Annotated in this window: 19 protein-coding genes; 7 read left to right on the top strand and 12 right to left on the bottom strand. The window is 48.5% G+C overall.

Annotated features, from left to right (window positions below; genetic code table 11):
- Positions 1 to 152: 152 nt before the first annotated feature.
- Together JSY36_RS19245 and ctaG are read right to left on the bottom strand one after the other, a co-directional pair.
- Positions 153 to 776 carry an SCO family protein gene (locus JSY36_RS19245; RefSeq protein ID WP_122897569.1) on the bottom strand — a complete coding sequence of 208 codons (624 nt, stop codon included), beginning with the start codon at positions 774 to 776 and terminating at the stop codon, positions 153 to 155.
- Positions 777 to 803: 27 nt separating this feature from the next.
- Positions 804 to 1,727: a cytochrome c oxidase assembly factor CtaG gene (ctaG, locus tag JSY36_RS19240; RefSeq protein ID WP_236785189.1), complete on the bottom strand. Its 924-nt coding sequence runs from the start codon at positions 1,725 to 1,727 to the stop codon at positions 804 to 806.
- 230 nt (positions 1,728 to 1,957) lie between these two features.
- On the opposite strand from ctaG, the gene JSY36_RS19235 reads away from it, so the two are divergent.
- On the top strand, positions 1,958 to 2,785 hold the full coding sequence (locus JSY36_RS19235; protein WP_122897570.1) for a Cof-type HAD-IIB family hydrolase: 828 nt from the start codon (positions 1,958 to 1,960) through the stop codon (positions 2,783 to 2,785).
- Between the two features lie 90 nt (positions 2,786 to 2,875).
- Here the strand turns inward: JSY36_RS19235 and JSY36_RS19230 are convergent, their stop codons facing one another.
- Positions 2,876 to 3,736: an STAS domain-containing protein gene (locus tag JSY36_RS19230; RefSeq protein ID WP_122897571.1), complete on the bottom strand. Its 861-nt coding sequence runs from the start codon at positions 3,734 to 3,736 to the stop codon at positions 2,876 to 2,878.
- 182 nt (positions 3,737 to 3,918) lie between these two features.
- On the opposite strand from JSY36_RS19230, the gene JSY36_RS19225 reads away from it, so the two are divergent.
- The 4 genes from JSY36_RS19225 (at position 3,919) to JSY36_RS19215 (ending at position 5,553) form a co-directional block, all read left to right on the top strand.
- Positions 3,919 to 4,299, top strand: a complete 381-nt coding sequence (locus tag JSY36_RS19225) for a YuzC family spore coat inner layer protein (protein WP_205167615.1) — start codon at positions 3,919 to 3,921, stop codon at positions 4,297 to 4,299.
- Between the two features lie 120 nt (positions 4,300 to 4,419).
- On the top strand, positions 4,420 to 4,542 hold the full coding sequence (locus tag JSY36_RS20765; protein WP_272873337.1) for a hypothetical protein: 123 nt from the start codon (positions 4,420 to 4,422) through the stop codon (positions 4,540 to 4,542).
- Between the two features lie 3 nt (positions 4,543 to 4,545).
- Positions 4,546 to 4,782, top strand: coding sequence for a DUF3813 domain-containing protein (locus tag JSY36_RS19220; protein WP_122897573.1), 237 nt, complete (start codon positions 4,546 to 4,548; stop codon positions 4,780 to 4,782).
- A 318-nt stretch (positions 4,783 to 5,100) separates the two neighbouring features.
- Positions 5,101 to 5,553 carry a GNAT family N-acetyltransferase gene (locus tag JSY36_RS19215; RefSeq protein ID WP_205167614.1) on the top strand — a complete coding sequence of 151 codons (453 nt, stop codon included), beginning with the start codon at positions 5,101 to 5,103 and terminating at the stop codon, positions 5,551 to 5,553.
- Between the two features lie 66 nt (positions 5,554 to 5,619).
- On the opposite strand, the gene JSY36_RS19210 is transcribed toward JSY36_RS19215, so the two are convergent.
- The 4 genes from JSY36_RS19210 to JSY36_RS19195 form a co-directional block, all read right to left on the bottom strand.
- Complete coding sequence (locus JSY36_RS19210) at positions 5,620 to 5,811, bottom strand: hypothetical protein (RefSeq protein WP_205167613.1); 192 nt, start codon at positions 5,809 to 5,811, stop codon at positions 5,620 to 5,622.
- Positions 5,812 to 5,903: 92 nt separating this feature from the next.
- Positions 5,904 to 6,677, bottom strand: a complete 774-nt coding sequence (locus tag JSY36_RS19205) for an SDR family oxidoreductase (RefSeq protein WP_205167612.1) — start codon at positions 6,675 to 6,677, stop codon at positions 5,904 to 5,906.
- Positions 6,678 to 6,827: 150 nt separating this feature from the next.
- Positions 6,828 to 7,133: an AzlD domain-containing protein gene (locus tag JSY36_RS19200; protein ID WP_205167611.1), complete on the bottom strand. Its 306-nt coding sequence runs from the start codon at positions 7,131 to 7,133 to the stop codon at positions 6,828 to 6,830.
- Entirely contained in the window at positions 7,124 to 7,873 is a 750-nt protein-coding gene (locus tag JSY36_RS19195) for an AzlC family ABC transporter permease (protein ID WP_205167626.1), read from the bottom strand. Before JSY36_RS19195 ends, JSY36_RS19200 begins: the two co-directional genes overlap by 10 nt.
- Positions 7,874 to 8,090: 217 nt before the next feature.
- Between JSY36_RS19195 and JSY36_RS19190 the strand changes: the two genes are divergently transcribed.
- A complete protein-coding gene (locus JSY36_RS19190) occupies positions 8,091 to 8,663 on the top strand; it encodes a DUF2179 domain-containing protein (protein ID WP_026690298.1) in 573 nt (190 codons plus the stop codon).
- Between the two features lie 367 nt (positions 8,664 to 9,030).
- Here the strand turns inward: JSY36_RS19190 and JSY36_RS19185 are convergent, their stop codons facing one another.
- Positions 9,031 to 9,300 (bottom strand): NifU N-terminal domain-containing protein, encoded by a 270-nt coding sequence (locus tag JSY36_RS19185; protein ID WP_122897578.1) that lies wholly within the window; start codon positions 9,298 to 9,300, stop codon positions 9,031 to 9,033.
- A 263-nt stretch (positions 9,301 to 9,563) separates the two neighbouring features.
- Between JSY36_RS19185 and JSY36_RS19180 the strand changes: the two genes are divergently transcribed.
- The gene (locus tag JSY36_RS19180; RefSeq protein ID WP_205167610.1) at positions 9,564 to 12,671 is read left to right on the top strand and encodes an efflux RND transporter permease subunit; all 3,108 of its coding nucleotides are present in this window, start codon (positions 9,564 to 9,566) and stop codon (positions 12,669 to 12,671) included.
- Between the two features lie 351 nt (positions 12,672 to 13,022).
- On the opposite strand, the gene JSY36_RS19175 is transcribed toward JSY36_RS19180, so the two are convergent.
- From JSY36_RS19175 to JSY36_RS19160, 4 genes are all read right to left on the bottom strand, one after another.
- Positions 13,023 to 14,693 carry a YndJ family protein gene (locus tag JSY36_RS19175; protein WP_205167609.1) on the bottom strand — a complete coding sequence of 557 codons (1,671 nt, stop codon included), beginning with the start codon at positions 14,691 to 14,693 and terminating at the stop codon, positions 13,023 to 13,025.
- A gap of 47 nt (positions 14,694 to 14,740) precedes the next feature.
- Complete coding sequence (locus JSY36_RS19170) at positions 14,741 to 15,376, bottom strand: DUF4166 domain-containing protein (protein ID WP_205167608.1); 636 nt, start codon at positions 15,374 to 15,376, stop codon at positions 14,741 to 14,743.
- Positions 15,373 to 16,281, bottom strand: a complete 909-nt coding sequence (locus tag JSY36_RS19165) for a DoxX-like family protein (RefSeq protein ID WP_205167607.1) — start codon at positions 16,279 to 16,281, stop codon at positions 15,373 to 15,375. Before JSY36_RS19165 ends, JSY36_RS19170 begins: the two co-directional genes overlap by 4 nt.
- 296 nt (positions 16,282 to 16,577) lie before the next feature.
- Positions 16,578 to 18,056 (bottom strand): phospholipase D family protein, encoded by a 1,479-nt coding sequence (locus JSY36_RS19160; protein ID WP_236785187.1) that lies wholly within the window; start codon positions 18,054 to 18,056, stop codon positions 16,578 to 16,580.
- Positions 18,057 to 18,060: the final 4 nt, after the last annotated feature.

Raw genomic sequence — 18,060 nt, 5'->3', positions numbered from 1 at the left:
CCCCGCAGTGCGAAGTTCGCGGAGGCTCATCGACGCCCCCGCGGAAAGCAAAGGGTGTGGAGGCTGCTGTTTCAACACAAAACATACGTGAACCTCAATAAAACTTTGAGATTAAAGTGAATCAAAAAGAGCGAAGCCCGGGGGCCTCACTCTTATCGCTGTATATACTTAAGGTCTTCTATTAATGAATCGAGCTCAAAGTTCTGCTCGCCGTTGTATAAGCGAATCACATCGCCGTTTTCGTCAAAAAGGAAGAAACGGGTCGGGTGTACGATGTCGTTTTCAACCGGCTGTATCCGTGTGAAAAGGGCCGGGGCAAGGTCCTCATTTAAAAACGACTCCTCATAACCGGTCAATAGCTGCCAGTTGTCAAAGTGGGCACCGTAGGATTCGGCATACGTCTCGAGACGCTCTGGTGTATCAAAGTCCGGATCTACCGTAAATGATACGATATTGACTCCTTCAATCCCCTCTTCGTCCATCGCTTCCTGAACCTGCACCATATTCGGTGTCATCGTCATACAGACGGTCGGGCACCGGGTGAAAATCGTTTTAACCAATGTGAGTGATCCTTCCAGGTCTTCATTTGTTACTGTCTCCCCGTTTTGATTCACGGCTTCAAATTCCGGCATTCTCCATTGGTGTTCTTCTTCTCTCTCCACTTCTGTAAGGTCAACGATTGAATCTGTTTCAGAAGCAGGGTCAGAGTAGAGGAAACTGCAGCCGGCAAGCACGGCGAGTGATACGAGTGAAGCCAGAAAAACAAGCTGTTTCATTATAAGCGTCCTCTCTTTCTTTTCCGCTTAATGGGTTTGCACCACTTCATATTCCTTTAATTCTTCTTTAGCGTTATCGGTTTTGTCACGGTTCATCCACTGTTTAAAGATCGTCCCGATGGCTACACCATACACAAGCTCCTGAACCACCTTCATAATCGCTCCTCCGAGCTGCTGATCGTGAAGGGGACGAAGCGGCGGCAGGGCACTGCTTCCTGCAAACAGTTCATATGGTATATCTGTGCCAGCCGGCAGACAGAAGGCCATGGCAGTCGCCCAGGTTGACGCATCCGTGTACGTTTCATAAAGCGGTGCGCCGGCAAAGATGATCAGGGCACAGGCAGGCGTAATCAAAACGCCATTTCCAAACATATATCCGATTTTTTTCAGCTCGGAAAGCTCGTAGCGGGTTTGAATCCGCGGAACGAGGTGCCACCACATGACACCCGCAGCAAAAAGCATACCCAGCTGATAAATGTTATGAGCGCCTTCGTTCGTTAATAACCGGTCAAAAGTAAACGGCAAGTGATAAATGGAAAACATAGCGTTGAATAAAAGAAGCCCGATAATCGGGTTTCCAAAAACACGAAAAATCCGTTGAACGGCTTTTATTTTTGCAACAGGCTTAAACACCCAGCTTGGAATACCAAGGAGGATAAACGGAGGTGCTATGAGATACACAATTGCCATACTGAGCATATGCATACTGAGCATCATGTGGCCAAGTACGTACAAGGGCCCCCCAAATCCGAAATAAACAGCGATCAGGCCGATGTGAAAGTAGACTTTCCGGCGGGTCGAAACAGGCTCTGCACCTTCAAATTTATGTCGAAGTGGTCCGGTGACCCAGAAATACAATGCTGAAAAAACGAGCAGCACAACAATCAGTTCAGGAGTCCATATGCTCCATGCAGGAAAACTTGACAGATAGGTTTCAATAAACTGACCCAAAGTGCCTCACTCCTTTACAAAAGATTTAACTTTATCGAACAAAACTTATGGTATACTGAAAATCAAAATTAATCATACAAACTCCTCTAATTCTAACAGAATCAGAGGCTGTATAGTATAGTTATAACACGTTTTCACATAATCGCCTAACTTATCCTTTAACCACCGCTGACAGGTTTTTCCTTGCTCAGTGATTAGGTAACAGTACCCTAAAAAGGAGGCACTTTACAATGGATACACATCTGATTGCCGTTGACCTTGACGGCACGCTCCTCACCGACAATAAAACCATTTCACTCAGAAACAGGGCAGCTCTCGCCAAAGCCCGTGAACTTGGCCATAAAGTGATCATCGCAACGGGAAGACCGTACCGGGCCAGCGGACAGTATTATCATGAACTGTTTCTCGATACACCGATTGTAAACTTTAACGGCGCCCTTGTTCATCACCCGAAAGACCGTCATTTCGATGTTTCCCACCAGCCAATGGATAAGAAAACAGCAAAGACCATCATCGAGACGTGCGAAGCGTTCCGTGTAAAAAACATGATGGTTGAAGTGATGGATGATTTTTACCTCCGGCATTTAAACCGCGGGTTTGCTGAAGCTTTTACCCTCGGCAACACTCCGGCTGATTACGGAAAGCTTGAGAAGCTGCTCCATCACGATCCCACTTCCATCCTGGTTCACCCTGAAGAAGATCACGCCGATGAACTTACAACTCTTCTCCGGTCCTCTCACGCTGAGGTAACAGAACAGCGGAACTGGGGTTCACCTTGGAACGTGATTGAAATTACAAAAGGCGGCGTAAACAAAGCCGTCGGTGTGCAAAAAGTCGCCTCTCACCTGGGTATTCCCCGGGAACGAATTATTGCATTCGGTGATGAAGACAATGACCTTGAAATGCTTGATTATGTAGGAACAGGCGTAGCCATGAGTAACGCTATTGACCAACTCAAATCCGTCGCAAATGAGATCACGTACACTAATGAAGAAGACGGGATCGCCCGCTTTCTTGAAGAGCGTCTTCGTTTCAGTGCTGTTAAAGAAGCACGCTGAGGAGCGGGGTCAGACCCCGGGAAATTATTTCCGACTTTTCAAGCCGGCATAGGAAAACCACCAGCACACGGCTGGTGGTTTCTTGTATGGTTACTGTTCGTTTTGAACAAGGTGAAACCCGATCGACTGCAGGGCAGATTCCATAGTAGAGTAGGTCTTTGTACTTCCAAACAACGACCGGCTGTTTGTTACTTCTTCTCTTGCCATTTCTCCCGACACACCTGTGAGCAGCGTTTTTACTCCCATCACTCTCAGGGCGTCCAGCAGTTTCCCCAGTGATACCGGGAAATGGCTGTCCACGATAATCAGCCCTGTCACATCGACAATGAAAAAGCCCACCTTATTTTCCACGCAATGGTTCAGTACGGCCTCCATTAACCGGGCCGATCTCCTGTCGTCCAGTATTCCCTGAAGCGGGAGAACAGACACTCCTTTTGTAAGAGGAACAATCGGCACCGTCAAATAACTCATGGAATTTTTCACATCATCAAGCTCAATTAAATAGGTGAGCACTTCAGCCATAGAGTTCAGGTAGCGGGCGTCATCATCTGTGAAATTAGTCTCCTCTTTATTCATCACACAGAGGGTCCCGAATATCTCACCCTCACTGTTTTTGAGACTCACTCCGAGAAATCCTTTCAGCTTAAGCTGGCCGGTGACCTCAAGCTTGCTTGTAATCTCATGCTTCATAAGGTTTGGTGTAGTCAGCTGGCTTTCCTCACTTGTAATGATAAGCCGGCAGTAAGTTCCACCATACTCTACTTCATATCCTTCCGGAATAATCTCTTCTTCCTTATTAAATGACCGCAGTACCTTAATAGCCGTTGGCCCTTTGTTTGTCACATAAGCAGTATCCACATTCAGATGATCTCCAATTGCTTTTAGAATTGGATAGGATGCGGATTTCAATGAAGGAAATTCCGATGATTGCACATTAAAACTCGTAACCATAATCTTCCCCTTCCCCGGGTTATGTACATTCTCTATGTAAAAAACGTAAACCCTCTAATCATATTTTCTCTCCAGTTTGCACTGGTTTACAAACCATTCTTTTAAAAGCCCTCTACACCTTATTCCTTTTTCATTCATAAACTAAACCAGGAATTCCAAAAAAGTCTGGAGGAAAAAAAGACGTGTACTTTTACAGCTACTGCCCTATCTGTTTCCACGGTAGATATTTGTACTATCCCCTTTACCGGCCTGAAGGGCTTTTCCCCCCTGTAGAGACCACTCTGTTTGAGCAGTCCCTCAGGGCGAGCCGTGAGCTGTTTAATCACGGGCAGACTGTTGTCGATGACCTTGCCGCGTCCGAGACGAAAATGCTGAACCTGATGAACGCCGCTCAGGCAGGTGACGATAAGAAGGTCGATCAGATTGTCCAGTCTACAGGGGTTCCGGTGGATGTGGAAACGACCTACACCCCCACCTCCGTGACATTCAGACTCAGGAATAGTACAGCAGGAATTGCCCGCTGCTGTACACTGACAATAAACCTTGTGTGGACGGATTACTAATAAGAACAGATGCAGCAGGTCGGCTGCCTGCTGTATTCAGCTCTCCCGAACACCTTGTTTTATAAAAACAAACGGGATTGTACATCCTATTGGAGACACTTTATTTAGGAGGTCTCCACAATGAGCAAACATTCCAAATCAAAACGCAACCCGGAGCAAAGTGCTGACGCGGTTGCATCAAAAAATGAGCAAGTTGTAAAAAACGATAAACAGTACAAAGCACGCCATAATAAGGAGCAGTAAGCTATGGGAAACCGCTATTTCCAGCAGGCTCAGCAGGCCATTCAGGATGCTCATCAGGCGATGAATGCAGCACACACACCAGAATCCCTTGAACAGGCTTACACAGAAATTCACCGGGCCAAGCAAGCCCTTTCCCAGGCTTTTGCCGACTCGTCCCAGGCGGAGCGCCAGCAGCTCGGGGAGATGCAGGACGAGTTGTACAATGCAGCCGAGGCTTTTTCTCCTGAAGATTTGATTTGATGAAATGACCGTTCTTTTTCAGGAAGGACGGTTTTTTTATTTATGAAGACTTTCTACCCGTTTATGGAGAACTTCGGTCCGTTTATGCAGACTTCAAGGCAATTTATGGAGACTGCGGAACCATTTATGAAGAACTTCGGACGATTTAAAGAGAATTAGTCAATTTTCGACAACCACCAGCCCCTGAAAAGTCCCCATCTTAAGAACCCAACGAAAAAATCAGCCACCATCTTTAACAACTCCTCATAAAAAACGGTAGTCCTTTTCCCTGCTTCCATGTATCATGAAGAGAGGATTAATATAGGAGGCCGTTACTTCATGAACGTATATCAAGTACCTAAAAACGCAGACACCGACACCCGCGTTGCACTTATGAATCTGATGATGGAACAAATGAATGCCCTCGGCGGTCCCGTAACGGAAGAGGACCTGCTTAAAACAATCGATCTCGCCCTTACCGATCACTCCGGTGCCGAATTTTTCGTGGCCGAGCACCAGGGAGACATCATCGGCTGCGCTTTTTTCAACATCGGCATCAGCCTCGAAAAAGGCGGCCGCTACATCTGGCTCAACGATCTTTACGTCAAACGTGACGAACGTCAAAAAGGTGTCGCCAAACGCCTGCTTTTGAAAGTCCTCTACTGGGCCGAACAGGAAGGACTACAGGGAATCGAACTCGAAACAGGCGTCAACAATGCCGCAACGAAGAAACTGTACAATTCCCTCGGATTTTACGACATCATTTCAAAACGATACGGACGGACCCTTTAACTCGCTCCGTGATATAGCTCAGATACAGAAGCCGCACAGGAAACCGTCTGCGGCTTCTCTTCAATTTTACCGGTCCAGAAACCCGAAATGTCCGAGCACACCATATGACGCTTCAACAAAGTCGTCCGCATTCTTCTCCCGCCACTCCAGTTCCGACGGATAAAACATCTCCGTATACCGGTCTCTGGTAATCACCTCCGTACGCCTGCTGTCAGAACCATTCTGGTAAAGCTGATTTTCATCCACCGTATACTTCATACTCCTGATGGAACCGAGGCTTCACTCCCGTTTTTAACGGTTCATCCCCTCAGAGAGGTGCCGGTGAGCCAATACCAGTCACTTGTCACCACTTAATTCATAAACCCGCCTTCCGAATGAATCACCTGGCCCGTCACCCACTTCGCATCATCACTCGTAAGAAACGCCACCAGATTGGCCGCATCCTCAGGCAACCCGATCCGCCCCTGGGGAAACAGCGGTCCGAGCCCCTTTTTCACATCATCGCTCATCCAGCCCGTATCCGTCGGGCCCGGATTGATGGCGTTAATCGTGATTCCCTTTTTCGCAAGTACTGACTGAAGAGTGTACACCAGCGTCTCCGAAGTGGATTTGGTAAGTACATACGAAAGCTCATCAGGCATGGGCCCCTGGGACCAGCCCGTCGTAATGTTCACAATCCGACCGCCCTCTTTTTTATCAAAATGCCGGATAAACTGCTGGGTAAGAAGCGTCACCGCCCTGACATTCACTTCATAATGCCGGTCCAGTGCCTCTGCCAGAACCGTTTCAATCGTGTCATTAATCGAAACCGCCGCATTATTCACAAGAATATCCGGCGCGCGGCCAAAACGCTCCTTCGCCTCAGCGAAAACCGCCTCAAACACCCCGACGTCAGTAAGATCCACTTCGATCCCCTCACACTGCCGTCCCATCTCACGAATCTCAGCCTCCAGACGATCGGGTCCTTGAAAGTCTTCCCCGTAAGGCATCTCCGCATCATACGAACCCCAGTATGTAAAAAGAACATCCGCTCCCTTTTCCGCAAGCTTTCTGCAGATCCCGGCACCCAGCCCCCGTGTTCTGCCGGCCCCTGTTACGATTGCCAGCTTTCCTGTATTTGTCATAGTCCATCCTCCTGAATTTTCTTACCTCAATAAAGAGTTCTTCGCTTCTCAAAAGAAATCCTCCGCAAAACAAAAAAGACCTCCACTCATAAGTGCAAGGCCGTGGGTAAAAAAACACGCAGCTCCTCTGTATGAAGAGTTGCGTATTTGTCAGAACAGAAGCTGCATTATCCCGAGCATTCCAATCGCGCCGCCGACAACAACAATGAGCGGCATTCCGATATAAGCAAGAAGAACCGCCGCTCCTCCGCTCACCGCCGCAAACCAGATATTATCATGGACCGTAAGAATTCCCGGCAGAATCAACGCCCCAAGTACCGCATACGGTACACGGGTCAACATCCTCCGTGCCCAAGCGGGCCAGTTATCCGTTTTTAACATCACAAGAGGAAGAAGCCGGGGAATATACGTCACAACTCCCATGGCAATAATCATCCAGATTACCGTCATTGACATGATGCTTTCTCCTCCTCTTCACGATTCTCATTCTCTTTAAGCTCACCTTTTACACCAAGGAGCCGTTCCATTCCTTCATATAACATGACCGCCAGAATCGTAGCAAACATGATTGACCACCCGGTGGATAGAAACAGGGCAAATAAGCTGTGGAACAGCCCCCCCATCCCGGCGAGGATGATCACCATTTTTCCGTCCTTTTTAATGGAAGGAACCAGAAGAGCAATAAACAGCGCATAAAGAGCAATCGCCATACTTTCCTGTAAAATAAGCGGCAGAAACGAGCCCATGTAAAAGCCCACACCCGTAAAGCCGACCCAGCTTCCGTAGGCCACCGCTCCAACACCGATGATATAAAAAGACCGGATGGGAGCGGGTTTCGCAGACGCCACCGCAAACACTTCATCTGTCATTCCGAAAGCATACACAGACCGAACGCCTTTTGAACCCTTCTCCGCTTTTTCATGTATGGACGCACTCATTAAAAGGTGCCTCAAGTTTACAATAAATGTAGCAAGCACAATCTCCAGTGCCCCGCTTCCAAGAGCAATCATGGAGAGGGCCATATACTGGGCTGCACCGGCAAACACGATCATGCTCATCAGAACCGCTTCCACCACTGACAGCCCCGTGGCTCCGGCGATGAGGCCGAACGTAATCGCCACCGGCATATAGCCTACAGCAATGGCGATTCCATCTGCCGCTCCTTTTTTAAAAAATACTGTATTGTTTTCTTTCATTGAAGCTGAAACGCTCACGAAAGCTCCTCCCCGACTCAAAATCTTTCGTTTATTTTACGCCTGGCAGGCAGCGATTACAAGGATTTTTTTCGCAAAACGAAAGATTCACACATTACCACATAAATCCTTCAGCCTATTTTTCAAATAAGGGTAGACGGGGGCGTTTACAGAGCGTACACTGGGCTGGACGCAATTTTAAAAGCGAGGTGAATCTCAAATGGTATGGCAAGCATTAATCATTTTTGTTGCACAGTTGTTATTCGTTCCTGTACTTACGCTTCGAACCATTATGATGGTAAAAGGCATGAAAAAACGTACAGCCGCGATGGGAATATTGGAAGGCGCGATTTACGTCGGCGCACTGGGACTGGTCTTCAGCGATCTGTCCAACTATTACAATATGGCCGCCTACGCCCTCGGCTTCGGAGTCGGGCTTTACATCGGCGCTCTGATCGAAGAAAAACTGGCCATCGGCTATGTAACAATAGAAGCGAACATCCCCGAGAGAAACGAAGCGTTAATCAACAGGCTGAGAGAAGTAGGTTTCAGCGTATCCACGAGCCCAGTGGAAGGAATGAATTCAACGAGATACCGTTTGGATTGCACCGCACGCCGTGACCGTGAAAAGGAATTCATCAAGGTGGTCGAATGGTTTGAGCCAAAAGCGTTCATCGCCTCCTACGAGCCACGAAGCTTCAAAGGCGGCTACATCACAAAAGCGATGAAGAAACGCCGGGAACGATTCCTCAAAAAGAAACAGCGCCAGGAAGAAGAACGCCAGTCAGCGTAGCTTTCCGGCCGAGCAGCACCTCACAATTGGATGAGGTGCTGTTTTTTTGGGAGGATTCAATTACTAATGCGGTATTATCGACCATTAACACGAATATTTCGGCCATATGGCATCTCCAGACCGAAAAACCGCTCCCCCAACGGGAAGCGGCTCTTTTCAAAGGGTGCCGCTTTTTTATGGAGAACTTTTCCCCATTTATGAAGAACTTTCAGTGATTTATGCAGACTTCCGGTGGATTTATGCAGACTTCAGAAGCATTTATGCAGAACTTACGCCCATTTAAAGAGAATTAGTCAAAAATCGACACCATCAACCGGCTACACCATCAAAAAAACCGCTCCCCCAACAGGAAGCGGCTCTTCTTTTCTTATCCAAACACCTTATCAAACGCCTTCTGGGCTTCAGCAAGGACCGCGTCCCACTCAGCACCCGGCTCTTTGTTGATTGTAACGAAATCCTGAAAACCAAAGATGTTGTCCACACCGTCGATATCAAGAAGTTCTTTCGCCAAAGCGTGGTCCGGCTCGTCCCCTTTTTTAAACGATGCACTTCCGGATCCTTCAAAAATGACCTCACTCGCCGTCAGCTTCATCGCATTCGGATTCGGCGTCGGCTCAGCACGTACTTCTACTGCCATATGTATCATCTCCTTCACATGAATTTATCCTAATCATACCACGCACCAAAGCGTGATAAAAGCGAACACCCCTTTATTTTAAAAAAAGACGCGCACCGCCGCACCCACAGTACAACATTGACCCTGATCGCCTCTCCATCCGCCGCTGGCTGCCCCCATCACCCCCGGGCAAATCGCGAGTGTAATTGTTACTAAAATCGGGAATGGTCTGATATATTATTTATACAAACATTATACAACTTCCCGAAAAAGGTGGACAAAAAATGTTCAATTCCGTTCTTAAGAAACCAAAAATCACACTGCTTTTTTTACTCCTTGTAACGATTATCGGAGCCATTACCTTTACGCAGCTTCCTCAGAGGGAAATCCCTGAGGTCACCTTTGATATAGGGACAATTTCCACCCCTTACCCGGGGGCGTCACCTGAAGAAGTGGAACGGAGGATCACCAATCCACTGGAAGAGGAACTTCTGAACATCGATGGAATCGCTGACATTTCATCAGTATCTACATCAGGATTCTCAAATATCATTGTTGAAGTCTCTGAGCAGGCTGACCGCGATCAGGTCTTCTCAAAAATTCAGCAGACCGTAACTGATGTGAGCGCCTCATTCCCGGAGCAGGTTCAGGATCCCGACGTGAGTGAAGAAATCCAGCTCGGCGCCCTTTCCTCCTATCACCTTCTCAGTGGTGACCGGGAAAACATATACCAACTGAACGGCCTTATCGAGGAATGGGAACAGGAAATCCAGGGGATCCCGGGAGTGCAGGGAACACTCGTGAAAGGCATTCCTTCAGAAGAAGTTGTCATTGATATTGATTTTGACGCTCTCTTTGATGAAGGCCTTCAAATCCCGGATGTGATTTCCGCCATTGATGAAGAACTGAATACCGCTCCCCTTGGCGTGGAGCGTGTTGATGATGAAAACGTACAGCTCGCTCTTCCTGTCATAGAAGAAGTTGAAGAGCTTGAATCATTAAGTATCGGCCTTAACTTTGACGACGAGCCGGTTTATTTATCCGACGTAGGCACTGTTTCTGTGGAACGTGTTGATGAAGAAGATCTCATTACGTACGAAGGAACTCCGGCTGCATCATTTACGGTGATTCCAGATGCAGGAGTCGACATCCCCGGTCTCTACGAAACGGTGGATGAGCGGATGGAAATGCTCGCGGGCGAGTTGCCTGGCGAAGTGAACCTTGACCTGTTCTACACCCAGAACACAGTCGTACAGGAGATTTTCGGCGATTTATCCTTGTCATTTCTGTTCGCCATCATTGCTGTTATTATCGTCACCCTCCTTGGGTTGAATGTATCATCCGCCGTCATCGTCGCACTTGCCATCCCGGTATCCATCCTGATCGGGCTTGTACCGCTGCCGTTTATGAATGTGGACTTAAACCAGATATCGATTATCGGGATCATTATTGCCCTCGGTATTCTCGTGGATGATGCCATCGTGGTCGGTGATAACATTCAGCGAAAATACCAGGAAGGTCTTTCTCCATTGGAAGGAGCCATTGAGGGAAGCAGGGAAGTCCGGGTGTCAATCATTACATCCACACTGGCGATTGTGTTTACCTTCCTGCCACTTGTATTTATTACCGGAGCAAACGGAGATTTCATCCGTGCCCTTCCAAGTGTTCTCATAACGACCATTATTGCATCTACCATCATTGCATTATCTCTTGTGCCGATTTACTTAATCTGGCTTCAGCGTAGAAAAGTGGGCAGACAGGGATCCGGGGCTAAAGAACAGCCTGGTGTAAAAGTCGGACTTCTTGGAAAACAGATTGACCGTCTTGCCGGATGGTACAGCAACACTCTCCTGCGCAGGGTTGTTAAGCACCCTGTTAAGGTAGGGCTCACGGGTCTTGTGTTCTGTATTCTCTGCTATGGTCTGATTCCGTTTATTCCGGTCGTGTTTTTCCCAAGTGCGGACCGTCCTGAAGTGACCATTGACGTCCGCATGCCGGCCGGAACTCCGATTGAAGAAACAGAAAATGTATTGTTTGATATGGAAGAGTTCATTACAGCCGAGGATGAAAACGTGATTGAAACGGCTGTTTACACCGGTTCCGGACTTCCTCCTTTATTCGGGGAAGGAATGAGCAACACCGGTGAAGAAACGGGTCAGATTCTCCTCCGTGCTGACCGTGAGCAGCAAAGCTCAGAAGCTACGATTGACCGTTGGACCTCCACCCTTGAAGACGCCTATCCTGACGCGGTTATTGAACTCTCCACGATCGAAGCCGGCCCGCCTGTTGGGGCGCCGATTGCGATTAAACTTCAGGGACCTGAAATGGATGAGCTGAAAGCCATACGTGACGACCTTCAGGAGTACATCCGCTCGATCCCGGAAAGCGGGACCGTTGTTGATGACCTCGGTGACGACCGGCCGACACTCCTGTATGAGCCCGACCGCGAGTTAATGGAAGAAAACGGCATTACCTTAAACCAGATAAGTGAACAGATTGGACTTGCGACGGACGGTATTCCAATCGGTACGTTTGATGACGGTCTGAACACACTTGATATGCAGCTTGTTGTGAACGGAGACGCGGGAGAGCTTGTTCTTGAAGACTTTGTCGTTCCAAGCCAGGTGTCCGGTGAGGGCGGTATGCCTGAGTTTATCGGTCTCGATGAACTCGTTACAGAAACCCGTACCGAACAGACACCGCTCATTGCCCGTGAAAACGGCGACCGGACAATTACCGTCCGGGTGTTCCCGGGTGAAGATGACCAGCAGGGGCTTGAAGAACAAATCGAGTCTTATGTAGCCGACCTGACATCTTCGAGTGACTTTGATAACGACTATTCCATCTCAATAGGTGGAGAAACGGAAGAACGCTCTGACTTCTTCGTTGAACTGGCTATGCTGTTTATCGTCGTGGTGTTCCTCATCTACATTGTGATGGCGATACAGTTCTACTCTCTCGTTATGCCGCTTCTTGTAATGAGCACCGTGTTTTTAGCCATCACAGGTGCAATCATCGGCTTGTTTATCACACAGACGGGGCTCGGATTTATGGCAATGATGGGGATTGTATCACTCTCAGGTATCGTTGTACGAAATTCGATTGTGCTCATTGAATTTATTGAACAGCGCAGACGGGAAGGCATGGCCCTTGAAGACGCCGTTGTAAACGCAGGAAACGTCCGGCTGAGACCAATCCTCCTTACAGCGATCACGGCCATCGCAGCTCTTCTGCCTGTTGCGTTCAGCGGTGACGTCCTGTTCGTCCCACTGGCGATATCGATTATCTCAGGACTTCTGTTCTCAGCGGTCTTTACCGTCATTCTGGTGCCTGCATTCTATACGGCACTGAACCGTAAATCCGCGAGAAAAGAAGAAAACGCGGTTTCATAGAAAAACGTAGGAGGCTGGGACAGAAGTGTTTTAGTCAACGAGAATCCGAACGAATAATGTGCGGTGCAAATAAATCGCTCCTGAAATATACTTCGCTTTCCGCGGGAGTCTACGTATATTTCATCCGCTATGTTACATTAAAGTCAGCAATTGAAAAACGCTCTGAGAGTGAAAAACTCAGAGCGTTTCTTTTTAATTTCATCTTCATCATAAGCACCAGCTCAACAAAGCATTTTCCTTAAATCAACATCAATAAAAAGAGCAGTCCAATTCATTAGCTAGCAGGACTGCTCTTTGGTGTGTTATTTCTGTTTTGTACTCCGCCCCCGGTCTGACCGGGAGCTTGTTTTATTATTTATCTTTTCTATACCTGATCTCATAATGAATCGTTAAAAAACGAAATCCGAATAACGTCATCGTATGGTCTGCCTGAAGGAGTCCGTCTTTTTCCGCAACGTGAAACACTTCGTTCAGGGGCAGCTTTACGGTTATCTGACCCAGCGTAAAGTAAATCCCTTCGTCTCCCAACTGGTCTGTCTTCTTTCTGCTCGTGAGATACAGGCCGTCACTGTCGTCGTTGTCAGGGCGCAGGACACCGGTCATCACTCCTTTAGGAAAAGGAAGACCGATATTCATATACGTTACCCCACGGGTAGAGTGGGAGGAGTAAAAAGCGGCAAAGATCGGCTCCCCGCTGTCACGGTTATACCTGATCCATGCCCGGACACTCTCCCTCCCGTCCTTGCGATCGTCAATTCCGACTATCGAGCCGTCCATATCTGCTTTCCCCGAGTGTGGCAGGCTAATCTGGCCCATTCTCGTTGTACACATCCGCGAGAGTTTCGAAAAACAGTTCCACCGCCAATTGACGTCCCCTTTGAGATCGTATTCGGTCGTGCGGAGATAAAAATCTTTCACCAGATCCGACACCTTTGAAGATGAAAAGTCATCTCTGTCAAAATGAGACCAGCCGGAAACAAGTCCGATGGTTTTTTTACCTTCGTCACCCCATCCCTTCTGTGAAACCACATCCGGGCCAACATAACCACCGGCACGCAGCCGGCTGACGGGAAACGCCGCTTCATCATACCTTGGCTTCGGCCTGGCAACCATCCAGGCGGACGTGCCGAGGACCGAAAACACAAAAGCGTTCACTGCCCCGTGCCAGCGGAGCATCTCACCCTGAGGTACAATCTGCACCCCAAACTGAAGGCCAATTCCGTGAAACGTCGTATATCCCATCGTGAAAAGAAGCGAAGCCGATGCCAGCGCGGCACAGGCTCCCGCACTTCCTCCAATCTTGAACGCACTCATAAGTACCCACACACAAAGCCAGACAATAAACGCCACATAAAAGGTCACTATAAAAAATTCCAGGGGAGGCCCCTGAGCAATGCCCAGTGCCACAAATGGAGGTCCTGCTCCAAGACCTGCAACGAGAACCGCGTACCTCTTCATAGAAGGAGGAACGCCAATCCGCGCCTGGTGGCTGTAATACCAGCGGCCAAACAGCCCCGCAAAAAGCGGTAGTACAAAGGCAGAATAATGATAATGAATCGCTGTCAGATCCACCGTCATCGTTGAATAAGGCATCCAGTCGGCCGCACCGGCCCGCGCCAGGACCATCCATACGCCACCGGCAAATAAAAACATCTGCCCCACATCAATGATCGCTTCCTCAGGTGCACCCGTCCCACGCCTTATAAAATGCAGTCCCCCGTTTACTGCGACAAGAAGAGTAAAAAACGCCCACACACAGGCCAGGAGCGCCGCCCAAAGTCCACTGTCGATTGAAAGAGCCGCCATGGGAAAAAGAGCGAACCAGTAGGAGGATCTTGCCAGCATGTGTGTTCTCTTTCCAAAGAGAGACTGGGGCTTCTCCGTAGCCGCGAGCCATAACAAACACGGAACGAGAACAAAAAAAGCAAGCACGAGGGCCAGATCAATAACCGGCGGGCCCGTCAGTATCGCCCATAATGTTCCCGTTACAAACCCGAATAATATATTCTGCTTAACGGACATCCGCTTCCCCCCCTTGTATTAATGTAGGCACTGAAAAAGTTCGATCTTTAATTTTTTCCAGTGTCTTCTTCATAGGTGGTGTACGCAAAGCCTTCGTACGTGATCAAATCACCGAACAGCCTGCTTCCTACCTTTACTTTCACATAAAACGCCTGTTTTTCATCATCAAAACGCTCTTTCACCACAACCTGAGGGGCAAAAACGGCTGGAACCGGGATTTTCCACCGGCCCATATTCAACCATGTCCGGTCTGACACAATGGAAAGACCTCCATCCTTCTCAGCCTTCAGCCGCAATGATGACGTTACACGCCCCGACTTCCCAAGGTCATCAATAATCATCCCTGAAGACGGGTCGTAATGCATCATTGCATCAAACGCCCGGGTCACGCCGTCAAAATAAAAGCGCCGGATCCAGCTCACCCGCTCGACTCCCCCTTTATCACGCCACGCCTCGGTTACGATGGAAAAGGGAACCCGCTCCCCTCTTTCAGGAAAAAAGAGGTGATCTTTTGCCCCAAGCTGCCAGAAAGGCCGCTGCCACCACTTCCCGCCGCTGATTTCGAGGTGGCCTTTCCCCACAGCCCGGTACACCCCCTTTTGATGTACACCAAACTTTTTCCCGAGCTCAGGGTGAAGGCAGTCAAAGTCCTCTCCCAATACCCGCTTATAAATCCCCGTCATTTTCGCTTTCTCCTGCATCTGCGAGCCAGGGGAAGATGCTTACAGTTCACAGCACCGATGACTCCCAGCACAATAACAGGCACATTTAAGGAGGCCGGATTAAACGGCAGCAAAAACACCTCCGGCTGGACAAACAACGGCCCCAGTCCGAGGAAGAAAACAGCCGCCGAAGATCCTGCAAACAACCACTTCTTCTCTATCGGAAGTAAAAAAAGCATGCCCAGCACGCACTGCACAAATCCGATCAGCCGCACCACGCCTTCCTCCATGCCCGAAAAGAGCCCGCTCTCCACAACCATCGCCACTTCACCGGTGTGGGGAAATAACAATTTCGGCACAAGCCCCTGGTACAACCAGACGAACGACAGGGCAAAACAAACAAACATATGTATAAAAGACCGTTTCAGAGAATCCTCCGGGGTTATTCCTTTTTCAAGCAACAAACGAAGGGTATCGAAACTCCAGCTCGTAGCCCAGCCGATAAGAGGCCTGAAAGTAAAACGGTCGATCACCTGCCCCACAGCACCCCACCGGGTTTTATAATCGTACTGAGTCAAAAAGGTAATATCGCCGTCACCGAGATTACGGTACTTCCAGTAACCGCTTCCTTCTTTAATAAGTGACAGCCTCTGGCCGCTGAAAAAGCCGAGGGAGGACGTCCTCTCCCCGCTATCAGCAAACCGTTCCCCCCGGCTCACACCTGTCCCTTTAATACCCAGCCCGAACCCGATTCTCGTTTCATATGTAAAATGCTGCGGGGCATCTTCATGTTCCTTTTCAAGATATTCAATCTTTGAAAACCGCAGGTCCCATCTTTCATGGAGATGCGGCTTTTGCGTATATTTCCATAGACTTTCCATATCTGTACGTATATTTGTTTCTACGTAAATAGGTTTTCGTTTCATCGTCTCACCTTTTTCTTATTTGGAAGGCTGGCTTCACTATATCACAGAAAAATAAAAAAGAGGTTGACGGTAAAGGTCGCTTTTTACCTTTTCCGTCAACCTCGAAGCAATGAGCGGAACCGCTGCCCTCTAATCCTTATGATAATGAGTTTTATTCTATTGATAATCAGTTTATTTCTGTCGTTATTGAGTTTTATTCTATCGATAATGTATTTAATTCTTCCGATAATGCATTTAATTCTTCCGTCAATAAAATTAATTCTTCCGAAACCTTCCAATAACTTACAACACCCTGCCTAAAACGTACTCAGCCCGCTCCACTCCTGAAAACGGTACAGCCAGCGGTTCATAAAGGAATCATCCGCAAACTCTTCATAGCCAACCGTAAACTGAGCTTCTTCATTCATCCACATAAGGTCAAAATACGCTCTCACATCCGTCATTACTTCCGAATTTGACGCTCCCATCACTTTCAGGTTCGTCTCCAGATTTAAATCACCGAGATTTCGTTTCGTAAAGTTTGATGAGCCTCCGATAACAACTGATTCATCGCCCCTGTCGATCAATACCAATTTCGTATGGAACTGCTCTCCCTGGGTGTTGTACCACCTCACTTCAACGCCCCAGTCCGATTCCATGACCAATTCGTGAGCCACCGGTCTGTTAGGAACACCGTTTTTCTCCCGGCCGAAGGCATCTTTATTCGCATCAAGAATGACCCGGACATCAGCACCACGGCCGGCCGCCTCCAGCAGTCCCTCTACAACAAGCCGGTCGGATAGATAAAACGCACCCAGGTACACCGTGTCTCCGTCTCCAGCCAGCGCCAATTCCTCAAGAATTCCCTCCCGAATCTTCCCTTCTGTCACGAGCTGGACAAGAGTATCAGCTCTTTCACTCTGCCGTGCATCCTCACTCACATGAAAACCATCAAACCAGCTTTCCCCTGCCCCGCTCATCACAGCAACGGCTTTTTCTGATTCGATCAAATCTTCCAGAATGCCGCCAGTTACGGTAAAGGCAATATTTGAATGGTAGCCGCTCGCATCATGGGGGTTCGCGGAAGTCACGAGTCCTTGACGTTCAGTGACAATTACTTTACGATGATTCGCCTTAAAGTTCAGGAGTCTCATATACGAACGGACCGTGCCGTCGGGAGAATCGGGGCTGAAAGGGTTCGGCAGCCACCCGCCGTCCTCTTTATTCCCAAACCACTGCACGCCCGCACGCCACACCCCTGAATACACTGGGTTTGAATCTCGAAGCTCGGTCAGATCTGTGAGGACGAGCCGGATACCTGCATCCTCAAGTTCAGCCAGGCTTTCGGGAAAATAAGAGCCGTAAAAAGTGTTGATCGGATCGGTGATTACAACAATCTCCATCCCGGGATCGGCCTCTTTTTTCCCCACCAATGCGTCCACCAGCTCGCCCGACACCCGTGGGTACTCTGCCACCCGCTCATACTCGTCATTAAATAAAAACATATCAACCAGGATAAAATCTTCCGCTTCTGCGATCATGGAATGGACTTCCTCGAAGATCGCCTGTTCATGAACGGCCTCGCCATCCACACCGGAGTAGGTGATGTCAGTTAAAAAAGACACCTCCCCTTCATGAATGTCTCCTTCAAATGAAATCCCTTCAGGCAGAGATTTATTCGCTCCGTATATACTTACTGTAATCATAAAAAAAGCCAGCGTCGCCACTACCACGCCCGCCACTCGTTTTTTCGTCCACCGGGATTCTCTCTTTTTCCCCATCGCAACTTGAGCCATCGTT

Source organism: Alteribacter salitolerans, assembly GCF_016901055.1.
GTDB lineage: Bacteria > Bacillota > Bacilli > Bacillales > Salisediminibacteriaceae > Alteribacter > Alteribacter keqinensis.
The sequence above is the reverse complement of the archived record's forward strand: the minus strand, read 5'-3'. Positions and strand labels throughout refer to the sequence as shown.

Bases quoted from the DNA above. Each gene is read 5' to 3' on its own strand.
- JSY36_RS19220 (WP_122897573.1), top strand. From the start codon at position 4,546: ATGGGAAACCGCTATTTCCAGCAGGCTCAGCAGGCCATTCAGGATGCT.
- JSY36_RS19210 (WP_205167613.1), bottom strand. From the start codon at position 5,811: ATGAAGTATACGGTGGATGAAAATCAGCTTTACCAGAATGGTTCTGAC.
- JSY36_RS19215 (WP_205167614.1), top strand. From the start codon at position 5,101: ATGAACGTATATCAAGTACCTAAAAACGCAGACACCGACACCCGCGTT.
- JSY36_RS19245 (WP_122897569.1), bottom strand. From the start codon at position 776: ATGAAACAGCTTGTTTTTCTGGCTTCACTCGTATCACTCGCCGTGCTT.
- JSY36_RS20765 (WP_272873337.1), top strand. From the start codon at position 4,420: ATGAGCAAACATTCCAAATCAAAACGCAACCCGGAGCAAAGTGCTGAC.
- JSY36_RS19205 (WP_205167612.1), bottom strand. From the start codon at position 6,677: ATGACAAATACAGGAAAGCTGGCAATCGTAACAGGGGCCGGCAGAACA.
- JSY36_RS19160 (WP_236785187.1), bottom strand. From the start codon at position 18,056: ATGGCTCAAGTTGCGATGGGGAAAAAGAGAGAATCCCGGTGGACGAAA.
- JSY36_RS19185 (WP_122897578.1), bottom strand. From the start codon at position 9,300: ATGGCAGTAGAAGTACGTGCTGAGCCGACGCCGAATCCGAATGCGATG.
- JSY36_RS19180 (WP_205167610.1), top strand. From the start codon at position 9,564: ATGTTCAATTCCGTTCTTAAGAAACCAAAAATCACACTGCTTTTTTTA.
- JSY36_RS19230 (WP_122897571.1), bottom strand. From the start codon at position 3,736: ATGGTTACGAGTTTTAATGTGCAATCATCGGAATTTCCTTCATTGAAA.
- JSY36_RS19195 (WP_205167626.1), bottom strand. From the start codon at position 7,873: ATGAAAGAAAACAATACAGTATTTTTTAAAAAAGGAGCGGCAGATGGA.
- JSY36_RS19190 (WP_026690298.1), top strand. From the start codon at position 8,091: ATGGTATGGCAAGCATTAATCATTTTTGTTGCACAGTTGTTATTCGTT.
- JSY36_RS19165 (WP_205167607.1), bottom strand. From the start codon at position 16,281: ATGAAACGAAAACCTATTTACGTAGAAACAAATATACGTACAGATATG.
- JSY36_RS19200 (WP_205167611.1), bottom strand. From the start codon at position 7,133: ATGTCAATGACGGTAATCTGGATGATTATTGCCATGGGAGTTGTGACG.
- JSY36_RS19235 (WP_122897570.1), top strand. From the start codon at position 1,958: ATGGATACACATCTGATTGCCGTTGACCTTGACGGCACGCTCCTCACC.
- JSY36_RS19175 (WP_205167609.1), bottom strand. From the start codon at position 14,693: ATGTCCGTTAAGCAGAATATATTATTCGGGTTTGTAACGGGAACATTA.
- JSY36_RS19170 (WP_205167608.1), bottom strand. From the start codon at position 15,376: ATGACGGGGATTTATAAGCGGGTATTGGGAGAGGACTTTGACTGCCTT.